Consider the following 13,713-nt stretch of genomic DNA (forward strand, 5'->3'; position numbering starts at 1 on the left):
CTCCGATCTTCGATCTGGTCGACTACGGCGTGGTCGGTGACCTCTTCGAGGTCGTCCCGCAGCTGACCGAGGAGGTCAAGACCCGCAAGGGCTGATCCTTCGCGATCCCCGCAGGGCATTCCGCGAGGCCCCGTACGCGACGCGCGTACGGGGCCTCGCGTCTGCCGAAGGGGGTGTTGACCCGCCGTCGAGCGCCCGGATAACTTCGCGCTACGGATCATCGTTTCCGTAACGTGGAAACAAGCTGGGCGCGGTGGGAAGGGCGGAGGAGCAGACATGAAGCCTCAGGAGACCGTGCCGACCAGCCTGCCGGGTGCCGTACGGGCGTCCATCGCCGACTCCCTCGCCGCCGTCGACGCCGAACTCGCCCGCCGCTACCCCGGCGACCCCGGCACCCGCCAGCCTATCCACACCGTCTATGTGCCCGCCGACCTCCTTACCGTCACCACCGTGCGCGATTGGGGCGACCAGGCGCTGGCCGCCCTCGACCAGCACGCCCCCGACGCCGACTCCTTCGCCGCCGTCCTCGGCCTCCCCGACGACCTCGCCGAGCCCGTCCACACCCGGGTGCGGGCCAAGCTGGAGCGCGAGCCGGTGGAGGATCTGCGCATCGACTTCGAGGACGGCTACGGCCCGCGCCCCGACGCCGAGGAGGACGCCGCGGCCGCCCGCGCCGCCTCGCTCCTCGCGGCCGCCTGCGCGGAGGGCAGCGCACCGCCCTATGCGGGCATCCGCATGAAGTGCATGGAGGCCGCCGTACGCGACCGGGGCATCCGCACCCTCGACATCTTCCTCACCGGGCTGATGGCGGCCGGCGGACTGCCGGATGGCCTGGTGCTCACCCTCCCCAAGGTGACGTACGCGGAGCAGGTCACCGCGATGGTCCGGCTGTGCGAGGAGTTCGAGAAGGCGCGCGGGCTCGCCCCGGGTCGCATCGGCTTCGAGATCCAGATCGAGACCACCCAGGCCATCCTCGGCCCCGACGGCCGGGCCACCGTCGCCCGGATGATCGACGCCGCCGAGGGGCGCGCCACCGGACTGCACTACGGCACCTTCGACTACAGCGCCTCCTGTGGGGTCGGCGCCGCCCACCAGTCCATGGACCACCCCGTCGCCGACCACGCCAAGGCCGTCATGCAGGTCGCCGCTGCCGGCACCGGCGTACGGCTCTCCGACGGCTCGACCAACGTCCTGCCCGTCGGCCGCACCGAGCGGGTCCACGACGCCTGGCGGCTCCACCACCGCCTGGTCCGGCGGTCCTTGGCGCGCGCGTACTACCAGGGCTGGGACATGCACCCCGGCCACCTCCCCACCCGCTACGCCGCCGTCTACGCGTTCTACCGCGAGGGCCTTAAGGCCGCGGCGGAGCGGCTCGCCGCGTATGTGGACCGTACGGCCACAGGCACCGGCATCGCCGACGAACCGGCCACCGCCAAGGCGCTCAGCGGCCATCTGGTGCGCGGGCTGGACTGCGGAGCCCTCGACGGCGCCGAGGTCGAGCGGCTGACCGGCCTGGGCCGCGCCGAACTCGACGCGCTGGCGGGCCGGGCCCCGGCCGCATCCTGACCTCGGCAGTCGCGGGTTCGCCGGAGCCCGCCAGATCGGCGGGAGCCTGCTGATCTGCCGGAGCCTGCGGGTCTGTTGGAGCCCTCAGATCGGTGGACACGTGTCGACTTGCAGGAGCCGTAGACCCGACTGAGCCCGCCGGTCCGCTGGGGACCGCCGCGCCGGAGCCCACAGTTGCACCCGGTGCGCCGGGCCCGCTGATCCGCTTGGCCATATCCGCTCACCCGCACGTGTCACCCGGGATGCGGCCCCGCCGGGGAAGGCGGGAGATGGGTTCATGGCCAGAAGCGCCGTGTCGGCCCTGCTGATCCTGCTCGGTTGCCTGCTCGTACCGGTGTCCGTGCTGACGGTGTGGGTCCACGACATCGTCCTGGACACCGACCGCTACGTGGCGACGGTCGCCCCGCTGGCGAAGGACCCGGCGATCCAGGACACCGCCGTGGACCAGGTCAGCGAGGCCGTCGACATCCGCCACAACAGCCGGGAGGTCACCGCCGACATCGCCTCCTGGCTGCGCGCCCACGGTCTTCCGGAACGGGCCGCCGACACCATCGAGGGGCTGGCCCCGCAGCTGGACTCGGCCCTGGACCAGGCGGTGCGGAAGGTGGCGGCCCATATCGTGCGCAGTGAGCAGTTCCCCGCTGTGTGGACCGGCGCCAACCGGGCCGCCCACACCGCCGTCGTGGGAGCCCTCACCGGCAAGGGCGGCGGGCCGGTCGGCGTCGAGGGCCACACCGTCACCCTCAACGTCGGCGCCGCCGTGGAGCGGGTCCGACAGCAACTGGTGGACGCCGGGCTCCCCGCGGTGACCGGCATCCCCGACATCCATCAGCGGCTCGTCCTCTTCCACTCCGACCGGCTCGACACCATCCGACGCTCGGCACGCCTCCTCGACCTGGCGGGCAACTGGCTGCCCGCGCTGACGGTGACGCTCGGCGGCACCGGAGTGCTGCTCGCCCACCGGCGCCGCCGGGCGCTCGCCCGCGCGGCCCTGGGCGCCGCACTCGCCTCCCTCGCCCTGGCACTGGTTCTTGCGGTGGGCCGTCGCTACTACCTCGACCATGTGCCGGTGAGCGTGCTGTCCAGGGAGGCCGCCGCGGTCCTCTTCGACACGGTGGTGCGCTTTCTGCGGGTCACCGTGCTCACCGTGCTGGTGCTCGGCGTCGTGGTCGCGCTCGGCGCCTATCTGGTCGGCCCGGGGCGTCTGCCGAGCACGGTACGCGGCACGGCCGAGGTCCTCGCCGACAGCGCGGCCCGCTGGGGCGCCGCCCACGGGATGCGTACCGGCCGGGCGGGCATCTGGACCGCGGACCACCGGCGGGGACTGACGACGGCGGCCCTGCTGGTGCCGGTCGCGGTGTTCGCCCTGTGGAACCACCCCACCGTGCTGACGGTGCTCTTCCTGGTGCTGATCCTCCTGGCCGCCCTCGCGGTGATCGCCCTCCTGGCCGCCACGGGCCGCACGGGGGCGCACGGCAGGGGCCGTTAGGGGCGACAGGCCGTCAGGGGGCCAAGCCCGTCAGGGGGTCAAGCCCGTCAGGGGGTCAAGCCCGTCAGGGAGTCAGGATGAGCACGATGAAGATCAGGCATGCGACGACATTGACCACCCAGCTACGGGTCGCGAGCCACTCCCGGAGCCGGGGCATCGCGCGTCGCGCCCGGTCGCCGAGGAGGAGGTAGACCAGCAGCGGCAGCGCCGCGATCAGTACGGTGGCGGCGATGAACGGCAGCGCCGCCGCCAACCCCGCCTGGTGCTGCTCCAGATTCGCCCCTACGGTCAGCATGACCACGATGTCGGACGGCATGAGCAGGATGATCAGCAAGCCGGTCGTGAGCGCCTTACGGGGACCGGCTTCCATCAGCGTGCCCAGCCACTTCGGCGGCTCGACCGTCCGCCGCTTCACCATGTTCTTGACGGCGACCAGTACCAACAGCCCCACTAGCACCAGCTGTACGACCGAGGCGGCCGATCCCCGATGGGCCGGGCTGCCCGGCGAGAGCGCCTGCCCCAGCAGCCCGCACAGCCCCCGGGCGAGAGCGGCCCCCGCAGCGGTCGCGACCGCCACCCCGAGCAGAAACGCCAGGGACACCCGCACCGGCCGCGCGGTGGTCACCAGGATGACCGCGGCCACGATCTGAGGTCCGGCCATCATGGTGACGGCCAGGGGGAGAATCTGGAGATCCACGGCCGCCTGCCCTTCCAGCCCGCGTCGCCCGATCACCCTCCGACTCCCATTTCTACGCACGGCCCGCCGCCACGGCATCCGGCGCTGCGCCGACCGTGGCGCCGTAAGCTGAAGGCGTGGGCCCGGCGGGGCGCTCACGCCCGCGCCGGGCGTGGCCGACGGGAGGCTGACGATGGACTACCCACTGCTGAATGTTTTCCTGACCACGATGTGGGTCTTTCTCTGGATCCTCTGGCTGGCGCTTCTGTTCCGTGTCTTCACCGACCTCTTCCGTGACGACTCGCTGAGCGGCTGGGCCAAGGCGGGCTGGACCGTCTTCGCCCTCCTGCTGCCCTTCCTCGGGGTCTTCGTGTACCTGGTGGCACGGGGGCGGGGGATGGGCATGCGCGAGATGAAGCGTGCCGAGCAGGCGGAGAAGGACTTCCGGGAGTTCATGCGCACGACCGCCACCACCGGCCGGGCGGAGGAGCTCGAGCACCTCGTGGAACTCAAGAACCACGGCGACCTCACGCCCGAGGAGTACGAGCGGGCCAAGGCCAAGGTCCTGGCCGCTTGAACAAACCACCGGCACCGCGGTGATCAGTACCGCACCGCGGTGCCCACCTGTGCCGTGATGCGGCCGGTGAGCTTGCGGTGGCTGCGGGCGGTGGCCTTGGTGGGCCGGTGCGGGGGCACCTTGGACAGGTGCAGGACGACGGCGTCGACCAAATCCCCGCTCGCGTTGCGGAAGTTGACCTCAATGGCGTAGTTGGCCGGGTGCTTGCCCCCGTTGGTGACGGTCAGCGGTGCCACGGCCCGGCCCGCGCCGTTGCGGGTCACCCGGCCGGCCTTCACCTCGCGCTTGGCCTGGGAGCCGCCCTTGATCTTGTCCAGCTCGGCCTGGGCCGACGTCCTCGCGGAGGCGATGGCGGCGGAGGCCCGGGACACTTGGGACGACGGGGTGCCCCCGTCGTCCGAGCAGCCGACGGCGGCCGGCGCCAGCGCGGCCATGAGGCTCACCGCGCAGATCGTCCGCGTTCGGCGCATCGCGTCTCCCTCGTTCCGCCGGCCGGGGTCCCGGGCCCTCCGCATCCACCCTCGGGGCGGCGGGGGGCCGGGGCAACCGGAGCGGGGCCGTTCAGGCGTTCTGGGAAACGCGCCGTGGAACGGCCGAAGCGCGCGGGGAAGCGCGGCCGTTCGGGTAAGGCCGGTCAGGAGGTGGACGTCGCGGGCGGGGGGAGTTCGCCCGAGCCGCGCGGGATCAGCCGGGTCGGCAGGACGACCCGCTGGGGGTCCCCGCCCGCGCCGTCGAGGCGGCGGAAGAGCAGATCGGCGGCGGTGCGGCCGAGCTGGGCCGAGTCCTGGGCTATGACGGTGATCCCGGGGGAGAGCAGATCGGCGAGCTCGAAGTCGTCGAAGCCGACGAGGGCCACCGGCGCGGCGGGCGCGGGGCGCTCGGCCAGGACCCGTACGACCGTGACCGTGACCCGGTTGTTGCCCGCGAAGAGCGCGGTGACCGGCTCGGCGGCGTTCAGCATCGCGGTGGCCGCGGCCCGGACCCGCTCCGGACCGGTGGGGCCGGGCGAGACCCAGGCGTCATGGACCGGCAGCCCGGCCTCGCTCATCGCCGCGTGATAGCCGCGCAGCCGCTCGGCGGCGGTGTGGATGCCCGGCAGGTCGCCGAGGAAGCCGATCCGGCGGTGGCCGTGGGCGATCAGATGGGCGACGGCGTCGCGGGAACCGCCGAAGCTGTCGGAGAGGACGGCGTCGGCGTCGACACGGCCCGCGGGCCGGTCGACGAAGACGGTGGCGACCCCGGCCGCCATCTCGGGGGCCAGATAGCGGTGGTCATGACCGGCCGGGATGATGACGAGGCCGTCGACCCGGCGCGCGCACAGGGCGAGCACCAACTCCTGCTCGCGCTCGGGGTCCTCCGCGCTGGACCCGTTGATCAGCAGCGCGCCATGGGCCCGGGCGACCTCCTCGACGGCGCGGCTCAGCGGACCGTAGAAGGGATCGGCCAGATCCTCCAGGACCAGTCCGATGCTCGCCGTTCGGCCCTTGCGCAGAATGCGGGCGCTGTCGTTGCGGCGGAAGCCGAGTGCGGTGATGGCCTCCTGGACGCGGCGCTCGGTGTCGGGGGTGACGCCCGGTTCGCCGTTGACCACTCTGGAGACGGTTTTGAGGCCGACCCCGGCCCGTGCGGCGACATCCTTCATAGTGGGCCGGGTGCCGTAACGGCGTGTGGCGGTGCTCGGGGCGGTGTCGGTCACAGTGCGCTCGTCCCGTCGCTGGTCGTCGTGGGGGAGGGAGTGACGAGCATAGCCCCTGGACAACGTTGTCAGCGGCGGGAAGACTGTTGTCGCACAGCGAACACGCCCATGCCCACCAGCATGCCCACCAGGAGAGTCGACACCTATGCCACGTGACCTCATCGCCGCACTGGACATCGGCGGGACCAAGATCGCGGGCGCTCTGGTGGACGGGAGCGGAAAGCTGGTCGTACGAGCCCGCCGCGCCACCCGTGCCCAGGAAGACGGCGCGACGGTCATGCGGCAGGTCACCGCGGTGCTCGAGGAGCTCACGGCCACCGCGCACTGGTCACGCGTCGCCGCCGTCGGCATCGGCAGCGCGGGCCCGGTGGACGCCTCCGTGGGCACCGTCAGCCCCGTCAACATCCCCGGCTGGCGTGACTTCCCGCTGGTCGCCGGGGTCCGGGAGACCACCGGCGCACTGCCGCTGTCGCTGGTCGGCGACGGGCCGGCGATGACGGCCGCCGAGCACTGGCAGGGCGCGGCGCGCGGCCGTAAGAGCGCGCTGTGCATGGTGGTCTCCACCGGCGTGGGCGGCGGGCTGGTCCTGGGCGGCCTGCTGCACCCGGGCCCGACCGGCAACGCCGGGCACATCGGCCACATCAGCGTGGACCTCAACGGCGACCTGTGCCCCTGTGGCGGACGCGGCTGCGTGGAGCGGATCGCCAGCGGCCCGAACATCGCCCGCCGCGCCCTGGACGGGGGCTGGCGCCCGGGTCCGGACGGCGACACCAGCGCCCAGGCCGTCGCCGCCTCGGCGCGGGACGGCGACCCGGTCGCGCGGGCCTCCTTCGAACGGGCCGCCCAGGCCCTGGCCGCCGGGATCGCCGCGACCGCCGCGCTCGTCGAGATCGAGGTGGCGGTCATCGGCGGCGGGGTGGCGGGCGCCGGGGACGTGCTCTTCACGCCCCTGCGGCGCGCCCTGCGCGACTACGCGACCCTGTCGTTCGTCAAGGGACTGGAGGTCGTCCCGGCGCAGATGGGCACCGACGCGGGGCTGGTGGGCGCGGCCGCCGCGGCCGCGCAGGAGGCACGGCTGGAGGGGTTCGGCCCGGCGGCGGGCACGCATCCGACCGGCGAATAAGCCCCGCTGTCACCGTCTCCCCCTAAGCTGTTCGCCCCGAGCCCTGAGCCCGGCAGCGGCCAGGCGGGGCCGAGGACAGCGCGAGGGGGAGCGGAGCGGTGGCCACCGGTGGACATGGGCGGCGATCTGTCCGGCAGGCTCCTGGGCGGGCGGTACCGGGTGACGGGCCGGCTCGGCCGGGGCGGCATGGGCGTGGTCTGCAGGACCGTGGACGCGGTGCTCGGCCGGGAGGTCGCGGTCAAGGTGCTGCGCGCCCATACCGACGCGTCCAGCGCCGAACTGGCCGATCTGCGCACCCGGATGCAGCGGGAGGCGCGGGCGGCGGCCCGGATCCGGCACCCCGGGGTGATCACGGTCCACGATGTGGCCGAGGAGGACGGGCTGCCGCTCATCGTCATGGAGCTGATCGACGGGCCCTCGCTCGACGATGTGATCGACGAGCGGGGCACCATCGACCCCCGGGAGGCCGCGGGGTCGGCGCCGAGGTCGCGGACGCGCTCGGCGCGGCCCATGAGCCGGGGTGCTGCACCGGGATGTGAAGCCCGGCAATGTGCTGCTGGACCGCGGTGGAGGGCCCGTCGCCGTTCCGCCGCGCCTCCGTATGGTCGACGCTCACCGCGATCGTCACCGAGCCGCTGCCCGAGCGACGGCTGGCCGGGCCGCTGGCGCCGGTGTTGCAGGCGCTGATGGACAAGGATCCGCGGGGGCGACCGTCCGCCGCCGAGGCGCGCCGGATGCCGGCGGATGTGGCCGCCGGGCGGACGCCGCAGGGCGTGCGACCTCCGTCCGCACCGTCGGGCCGCGCCGGTCTGCCACGGCAGCGGCGGCGGAGGTACGACTGCGAGGTGTGGCGGGACGCGACCTCGTACTCCCATGGCGGTGAGCCGGTCGGCGCCCTCGAGCACGGCGTGAACTACTTCTTCTGCCAGGAGAACCTGGGCCGCCGGGAGACCTACGGCAAGTGGTCGAACGTGTGGTGGGCCAGGACCGACGACGACAACGGCCATCGCGATGTCTGTGTGAGCGTCGTCTACGTCAAGGGCGGGAACAACGACGGGCCCCTCCCCGGGCTGCCCGAGTGCTGAGCCCGGGCGGCCGCGGAAGGGGCGCATCTCCGTGGGGTGAAGAGGTCTCAGCAGCTGAAGGACGCGTCGGCCCAGTCCCCGTGGTCGCTGGTGACCCCGTCCCCGCCGTCGGTGACGACGAGCCGGACCGTGTCCGCGTCGCCGATGGCGGCGTCAAGGGCGGTGGCCGGATCGGCGTTGGTCAGCGTCTTGGACGACGCCACCTTGGTGTCGTCCGCCCAGACCTCGAAGGCGACCGTGCCCTCGGTGCCCTCCTCGTCGTCCACGCCGACCTGTGCGGTGAAGCGCGAGCACCGGCCCCCGGTGTAGTAGGTGACCTCGCTGGGCGCGTGCACGCCCAGGCCCTTGTCGTACGTGGTGCCGCCGAGGGTGAGCGGATGGCCGTCACCCGCCGCGCTCTCGCCGACGCTGGTGTCCTTCTCCACCGGACCCCAGCCGTTGAGCGCGCTCAGCCAGGGCAGATCGCTCGCGTACGAGCTGCCGGAGGGCGGCGCGACCACCACATGGACCGCCGAGACCAGCCGCGCGGCGGCCTTGGCGCCCTTCGGTGAGCGGTAGTCGGCGCCGACCGTCAGATCGTACGCACCGGGCGTGGCCCCGGCGGGCGCGGTGACCTGCCAGCGGGTGGCCAGCTTCGAGCCGGTGGGCAGCGAGGCGGCCCGGGTCGGGGAGGTGGCCTTGATCCGCCAGCCGTCGGGGCCGGTGAGGCGGACCGAGACCTGATGGGCCGGGGTGCGGCCGAGGTCGGTGACCGTGGTGACGACCTGGGCGGTGGCCCCGGCCTCGGTCAGCGCGGTGCCGTCGATGCCGAGTTCGGCGACGGGCGGGTAGGAGGCCCAGCGCGCGTCGGCCGAGACCCGGTAGAGCACGGTGCCATGGGCCGGGACGGTGGCCGAGATGGCTCCGGCGGTGTTGTAGTCCCTGTGCGACCACAGGTCGCGCAGCCGGTACGCGGTCTCCTGGGGCAGCCCGACCCCGGTCGCCGTGGTGGCGATGTGCTGCGGCCGGTCGGTCTCGTTGAACAGCGCGACGGCGCGGCTGCCGTCCGCCATCTCCTTGGCGATGACCCAGCGCCCGCCCTCGGAGGAGACCACGGTGCCCTGCTTGCCGAGCGGGTCCTGATCGACGCCGATGACCTCGCGATTGCCGAGGATCTCATAGGTCTCGGCGCCGGCCTTGCGCAGATCGGTGCCGATCAGCAGCGGCGCGGCCATGATCGACCACAGCGAGAAGTGGCTGCGGTACTCGGTGTCCGTCATCCCGCCGTTGCCGACCTCCAGCATGTCGGGGTCGTTCCAGCGGCCGGGTCCGGCGTACTGCGCGAGCGGCAGGTTCTGCTTGGCGATCGACAGCATGCTGCCCCAGCTGTCGCTGATGTCGCCCGTGGTCCGCCACAACTGGCCGAATTCGCCGGCCCACTCCCATGGCTTGTTCTCGCCCCATTCGCAGATGCTGTAGACGATGGGGTGGCCGGTGGACTCGGACGCGGCCTTCAGCGCGTCGCGCATGTCGCGATAGCGCTGCTTGGCGTCGACACCCTGGTTATTGCAGTTGTCGTACTTGAGGTAGTCGATGCCCCAGTCGGCGAACTGCTGGGCGTCGGACTTCTCATGGCCGAGCGCCCCGGGGAAACCGGCGGTGTTGCAGGTCTTGGTGCCCGCGCTGGTGTAGATGCCGATCTTCAGCCCCTTGGAGTGGACATAGTCGGCGACGGCCTTGATGCCGTTCGGAAAGCGGACGGGGTCGGGGACCAGCTTGCCGTCCGCGTCGCGCTGCGGCAGCGCCCAGCAGTCGTCGAGGTTGACGTACTGGTATCCGGCGTCCTTCAGCCCCTTCGCCACGAAGATATCGGCGATGCCCTTGACCATCGCCTCGTTGAACTCGGCGCGGCAATGGGTGGAGTTCCAGTTGTTGAAGCCCATCGGAGGGGTGAGGGCGAGCCCGTCACCGGGCGCGGCGCCCGAGGCGGAGGCCGGTGTGGTGACCTCGGCGGGGTGCGACGGCTGGGCGACGGCCGGCAGGGCCAGGCCGGCCGTGGCCAGCAGGCCGGCGCTCAGTGCTCCGATGACTCTTCGCTTCGAGGGTCGAAAACAGCGGTGGCGCACGGTGCGGGTCCTCCGTTCTCAACGGGGGTGACGCAGTGTCATGACTGCGTTCACATGCGAGCGTTTACGGTAGACCCTGTTGGAGTCTGTTGGAAGAGATGCGATAACAGTTGTTCGATATCTCGTCAAAACCCTTGACGATTCGCCTGAGTGCCGGGTGAGATCCCCTCACTCGCGTTCGATTGTGTTTGATTGGACCTCTGTGGAGGGGCACATGGCACCGTCATTGTCAGGACATCGGATCTCCCGCCGTGCGCTGCTACGAGGTACCGCGGCCGGAGCCGGCGCGGTCGCCCTGCCGACGCTGCTGACCGCCTGCGGTGGTCCGGGCAACGAAGTGAAGATCGGCTCCAACGCCTCCGACGCCGTGCCCCGGAAGGCGTTCGCCGAGGTCTTCAACGCGTACGAGAAGAAGTCGGACAAGAAGGTCAAGGTCAACACCGTCAACCACGAAGCCTTTCAGGAAGGCATCAACCGCTATCTGAAGGGCACCCCCGACGACGTCTTCATGTGGTTCGCCGGGTACCGCATGCAGTTCTTCGCCGAGCAGGGGCAGCTCGCCGAGATCAGCGATCTGTGGAAGGGTTTCGACGGCTTCTCCGACGCGCTCAAGGCGCAGTCCAGCGGCAAGGACGGCAAGCAGTACCTCGTGCCGTACTACTACTACCCCTGGGCGGTCTTCTACCGGAAGAGCGTCTTCGCCCAGCGCGGCTATGAGGTCCCGAAGACCTTCGACGAGTTCCGGGCGCTCGCCAAGCGCATGGACAAGGACGGCCTCGACGCCATCGCCTTCGGCGACAAGGACGGCTGGCCCGCCATGGGGACCTTCGACTATCTCAATATGCGGGCCAACGGCTACGACTTCCATATCTCCCTGATGGGCGGCAAGGAGTCCTGGACCGATCCCCGGGTCAAGAACGTCTTCGATCTGTGGCGCGGGCTGATGCCGTACCACCAGAAGGGCGGCAACGGACGGACCTGGCAGGAGGCCGCCCAGAGCCTGGCGCAGAAGAAGTCCGGTATGGCGGTCTTCGGACTGCCCCACCCCGGACAGCAGTTCTCCGAAGCCGACCGCGACGATCTCGACTTCTTCGCCTTCCCCGAGATCGACTCCGCCTATGGGCAGGACGCGGTCGAGGCGCCGATCGACGGCTTTCTGCTGGCGAAGAAGTCCAAGCGGCAGAAGGAGGGCAAGGAGCTGCTGAAGTACCTTGCCACACCTGCCGCCGAGGAGATCTACCTGAAGCGCGACCCCAACAACATCGCCGTCAACGACGGCGCGTCCACCTCCTCGTACAACGCGCTGCAGAAGAAGGCCGTCGACCTCGTCTCGAACGCCAAACAGATATCCCAGTTCATGGACCGTGACACCCGGCCGGACTTCGCGTCCCAGGTGATGATCCGGGCCATTCAGCAGTTCATCAACAAGCCGGATGACATCGACTCCCTGACCAAGGACATCGAGTCCCAGAAGAAGACCATCTTCGCCGGCAACTAGGAGATTCGCGCCGTGCCGCTCATCAACGCGCGGCGTGCCAAACGGCGGGGTCCCCGGAGGTTCACCTCCCGCGACCTCGCCGTTATCGGCGTGCTGCTGGGCATACCCATCCTGCTCGACCTGGCCCTGATCTGGGGCCCGACCCTCGCCTCCATCGGTCTGTCCTTCACCAACTGGGACGGGATCGGCGATATCCAATGGGTCGGCATCGACAACTACAAGACCCTCTTCACCGACTATCCGCCGTTCTGGCCCGCCGTCCGCAACAATCTGCTCTGGGTGGCCTTCCTCGGCCTTGTCGCGACCCCCTTCGGGCTGCTGCTGGCCGTACTGCTGGACAAAGGCGTCCGGTTCAGCCGGTTCTACCAGTCCACCCTCTATATGCCGGTGGTGCTCTCCCTCGCCATCGTCGGCTTCATCGCGCAGCTGATCTTCTCCCGTGACCAGGGCGCGCTGAACGCGATTCTGGCCAACAAGGACAACCCGGTGGACTGGCTGGGAGACCCGGAGCTCAATATCTGGATGGTGCTGCTGGCGGCCGCCTGGCGGCACACCGGGTATGTGATGATTCTCTATCTGGCCGGGCTCAAATCCGTCGACCCCTCGCTCAAGGAAGCGGCCGCGATCGACGGCGCCAGCGAGACCCAGACCTTCTTCCGGGTCGTGCTGCCCACTCTGCGGCCGGTCAATGTCATCGTCGGCGTCATCACCGTGATCGAGGCATTGCGCGCGTTCGACATCGTCTACGCCATCAACCATGGCCGTAACGGGCTCGAACTGCTCTCGGTGCTGGTCACCGACAACATCATCGGCGAGGCCAGCCGGATCGGCTTCGGCTCCGCGATCGCCGTCGTTCTGCTGACCGTGTCCATGGGATTCATCGTGACCTATTTGGTGCAGGAGCTACGAGGGGGGAAGAAGGGATGACCATCACCCGGACCGCCCCCGTACGGACCGTGGCGCCGGTGACCGGCACCGGCAAGCGCCGGGTGAGCCGTGGACGGCTCGGGCTGCACGCGTTCCTGATGACCGTGTCGCTCGCCTTTCTCGCCCCGCTGCTGCTCGCCATCTACGCCTCGCTGCGGCCCTACGAAGAGACCGCCAAATACGGCTATTTCTCGCTGCCGCGCCATCTGTCGTTCGACTACTACGCGCAGGCGTTCAACGACTCCGGAATGGGCAAGTACTTCATCAACTCGCTCATCATCGCCGTGCCCGGAGTGCTGCTGACGCTGTTTCTCGCCTCGTTCGTCGCCTTCTGTGTGACCCGGCTGAGAATGCGCGGCGGGCTCGTGCTGCTGATGGTGTTCACGGCGGGCAATCTGCTGCCGCAGCAGGTCATCGTCACCCCGCTCTATGTGCTCTTCACTAAGATCAATCTGCCCTACTGGATGTCGGACTCGATGACGATGTACGACTCCTACTGGGCCGTGCTCGCCGTCCAGGTCGCCTTCCAGGTGGGTTTCTGCGTCTTCGTCCTCGCCAACTTCATGCGCACCCTTCCCGAGGAGATCACGGAAGCGGCGCGGGTGGATGGCGCGGGGGTGTGGACGCAGTACTGGAACATCACCCTTCCGCTGTGCCGGCCGGCCCTCGCCGCGCTCGCCACATTGCAATTCACCTGGATGTACAACGACTTCCTGTGGGCGCTCGTCTTCATCTCCGACGGTGACAAGCTGCCCATCACCTCCGCGCTCAACAATCTGCGCGGCCAGTTCTTCACCGACTACAACCTGCTCGCGGCGGGTTCGGTGATCGTGGCGCTGCCCACGGTGCTGGTCTTCCTGCTGTTGCAGCGCCACTTCATCGCCGGACTCACCCTCGGCGCCAGCAAGGGCTGATAAGGGCTGATACGGCAGGGGTCACCGTGGTCCATGTGGCCGCGGTGACCCCTGTGG

Annotated in this window: 11 protein-coding genes and 1 pseudogene; 8 read left to right on the forward strand and 4 right to left on the reverse strand. The window is 70.4% G+C overall.

Annotated features, from left to right (window positions below; genetic code table 11):
* Positions 1-276: 276 nt before the first annotated feature.
* Both ACFYOY_RS34045 and ACFYOY_RS34050 read left to right on the forward strand, forming a co-directional pair.
* Positions 277-1,566, forward strand: coding sequence for a DUF6986 family protein (locus tag ACFYOY_RS34045; RefSeq protein ID WP_351894044.1), 1,290 nt, complete (start codon positions 277-279; stop codon positions 1,564-1,566).
* Between the two features lie 277 nt (positions 1,567-1,843).
* A complete protein-coding gene (locus ACFYOY_RS34050; protein ID WP_351894048.1) occupies positions 1,844-3,055 on the forward strand; it encodes a hypothetical protein in 1,212 nt (403 codons plus the stop codon).
* Positions 3,056-3,119: 64 nt separating this feature from the next.
* Here ACFYOY_RS34050 and ACFYOY_RS34055 read toward each other — a convergent pair whose 3' ends face one another.
* Entirely contained in the window at positions 3,120-3,788 is a 669-nt protein-coding gene (locus ACFYOY_RS34055; protein WP_351894051.1) for a GAP family protein, read from the reverse strand.
* 136 nt (positions 3,789-3,924) lie between these two features.
* Between ACFYOY_RS34055 and ACFYOY_RS34060 the strand changes: the two genes are divergently transcribed.
* On the forward strand, positions 3,925-4,308 hold the full coding sequence (locus ACFYOY_RS34060; protein ID WP_137969848.1) for an SHOCT domain-containing protein: 384 nt from the start codon (positions 3,925-3,927) through the stop codon (positions 4,306-4,308).
* 23 nt (positions 4,309-4,331) lie between these two features.
* Here ACFYOY_RS34060 and ACFYOY_RS34065 read toward each other — a convergent pair whose 3' ends face one another.
* Together ACFYOY_RS34065 and ACFYOY_RS34070 are read right to left on the reverse strand one after the other, a co-directional pair.
* Complete coding sequence (locus tag ACFYOY_RS34065) at positions 4,332-4,778, reverse strand: hypothetical protein (protein WP_351894056.1); 447 nt, start codon at positions 4,776-4,778, stop codon at positions 4,332-4,334.
* Between the two features lie 164 nt (positions 4,779-4,942).
* Complete coding sequence (locus ACFYOY_RS34070) at positions 4,943-6,004, reverse strand: LacI family DNA-binding transcriptional regulator (protein ID WP_351894059.1); 1,062 nt, start codon at positions 6,002-6,004, stop codon at positions 4,943-4,945.
* Between the two features lie 145 nt (positions 6,005-6,149).
* Between ACFYOY_RS34070 and ACFYOY_RS34075 the strand changes: the two genes are divergently transcribed.
* Together ACFYOY_RS34075 and ACFYOY_RS34080 are read left to right on the forward strand one after the other, a co-directional pair.
* Positions 6,150-7,127 carry an ROK family protein gene (locus ACFYOY_RS34075; protein ID WP_388591350.1) on the forward strand — a complete coding sequence of 326 codons (978 nt, stop codon included), beginning with the start codon at positions 6,150-6,152 and terminating at the stop codon, positions 7,125-7,127.
* A 114-nt stretch (positions 7,128-7,241) separates the two neighbouring features.
* Positions 7,242-8,212 (forward strand): annotated as a pseudogene (locus ACFYOY_RS34080) (serine/threonine-protein kinase).
* A gap of 47 nt (positions 8,213-8,259) precedes the next feature.
* Here ACFYOY_RS34080 and ACFYOY_RS34085 read toward each other — a convergent pair.
* On the reverse strand, positions 8,260-10,317 hold the full coding sequence (locus ACFYOY_RS34085; protein ID WP_388591352.1) for an NPCBM/NEW2 domain-containing protein: 2,058 nt from the start codon (positions 10,315-10,317) through the stop codon (positions 8,260-8,262).
* A gap of 214 nt (positions 10,318-10,531) precedes the next feature.
* Between ACFYOY_RS34085 and ACFYOY_RS34090 the strand changes: the two genes are divergently transcribed.
* Genes ACFYOY_RS34090 through ACFYOY_RS34100 form a run of 3 tightly spaced genes read left to right on the forward strand, consistent with a single transcriptional unit; the run spans position 10,532 to position 13,656 of the window.
* The gene (locus tag ACFYOY_RS34090) at positions 10,532-11,815 is read left to right on the forward strand and encodes an ABC transporter substrate-binding protein (RefSeq protein WP_351894069.1); all 1,284 of its coding nucleotides are present in this window, start codon (positions 10,532-10,534) and stop codon (positions 11,813-11,815) included.
* A 12-nt stretch (positions 11,816-11,827) separates the two neighbouring features.
* Positions 11,828-12,742 (forward strand): sugar ABC transporter permease, encoded by a 915-nt coding sequence (locus tag ACFYOY_RS34095; protein ID WP_351894072.1) that lies wholly within the window; start codon positions 11,828-11,830, stop codon positions 12,740-12,742.
* On the forward strand, positions 12,739-13,656 hold the full coding sequence (locus tag ACFYOY_RS34100) for a carbohydrate ABC transporter permease (protein ID WP_119993222.1): 918 nt from the start codon (positions 12,739-12,741) through the stop codon (positions 13,654-13,656). Before ACFYOY_RS34095 ends, ACFYOY_RS34100 begins: the two co-directional genes overlap by 4 nt.
* The last annotated feature ends 57 nt before the right edge of the window (positions 13,657-13,713 follow it).

The organism is Streptomyces sp. NPDC007875, from assembly GCF_042868035.1.
GTDB lineage: Bacteria > Actinomycetota > Actinomycetes > Streptomycetales > Streptomycetaceae > Streptomyces > Streptomyces antimycoticus.

Bases quoted from the DNA above. Each gene is read 5' to 3' on its own strand.
- ACFYOY_RS34045 (WP_351894044.1), top strand. From the start codon at position 277: ATGAAGCCTCAGGAGACCGTGCCGACCAGCCTGCCGGGTGCCGTACGG.
- ACFYOY_RS34050 (WP_351894048.1), top strand. From the start codon at position 1,844: ATGGCCAGAAGCGCCGTGTCGGCCCTGCTGATCCTGCTCGGTTGCCTG.
- ACFYOY_RS34060 (WP_137969848.1), top strand. From the start codon at position 3,925: ATGGACTACCCACTGCTGAATGTTTTCCTGACCACGATGTGGGTCTTT.
- ACFYOY_RS34065 (WP_351894056.1), bottom strand. From the start codon at position 4,778: ATGCGCCGAACGCGGACGATCTGCGCGGTGAGCCTCATGGCCGCGCTG.
- ACFYOY_RS34075 (WP_388591350.1), top strand. From the start codon at position 6,150: ATGCCACGTGACCTCATCGCCGCACTGGACATCGGCGGGACCAAGATC.
- ACFYOY_RS34090 (WP_351894069.1), top strand. From the start codon at position 10,532: ATGGCACCGTCATTGTCAGGACATCGGATCTCCCGCCGTGCGCTGCTA.
- ACFYOY_RS34100 (WP_119993222.1), top strand. From the start codon at position 12,739: ATGACCATCACCCGGACCGCCCCCGTACGGACCGTGGCGCCGGTGACC.